The organism is Cellulomonas telluris (assembly GCF_004886325.1).
Taxonomy (GTDB): domain Bacteria; phylum Actinomycetota; class Actinomycetes; order Actinomycetales; family Cellulomonadaceae; genus Cellulomonas; species Cellulomonas telluris.
The window spans coordinates 1-573 of sequence record NZ_QXFN01000065.1 but is presented as its reverse complement, the minus strand read 5'-3'; the positions used below and the strand labels follow the sequence as shown (position 1 = coordinate 573).

1 pseudogene is annotated in these 573 nt (G+C 72.6%); it reads left to right on the top strand.

From position 1 onward, the window contains the following. Nucleotides 1–468 (top strand): annotated as a pseudogene (locus FB586_RS19580) (MFS transporter); the annotation flags it as partial. Between the last annotated feature and the right edge of the window lie 105 nt (nt 469–573).

The following is a 573-nucleotide window of genomic DNA, read 5'->3' as shown; positions in this document are numbered from 1 at the left end:
GTCTTCATGGCGGTCCTCGGCCTCGGCCTCGGCGCGACCATGCAGAACCTCGTGCTGGCCGTGCAGAACACGATCGCCCTCGCCGACATGGGCGCCGGGTCGTCGGTCGTGGCGTTCTTCCGCTCGCTCGGTGGCTCGGTCGGCATCGCCGCCCTCGGCGCCGTGCTGGCCCACCAGGTCGCCGACGCCGTCAAGGCGGGCCTGGGCCGGCTGGTCGCCGACCACCCCGAGCTCGCGTCCGAGGTGGGCCACCAGACCGGTGGCGTGCCCGACGTCTCGACCCTCCCGGCCCCGATCCGCGCGATCTTCGAGAGCGCCTACGGTGACGCGACCGGCCACATCTTCCTCGTGGCGCTCCCGTTCGCCGTCGGCGCGCTGATCGCCGTGCTCTTCATCAAGGAGGTCCCGCTGCGCACCTCGGTGAAGCGCGAGGACGAGCTCCTGGCCGAGAGGGCCGGCGAGGCATGAGCGAGAGGTACGACGACCTCCGTCGCATCGAGTCCGAGGTGGGCACGCTGATCCGCCGCGTCAAGCGGGTGATGGGGGAGCGGGCCCGCGAGGTCCACCCCGAGC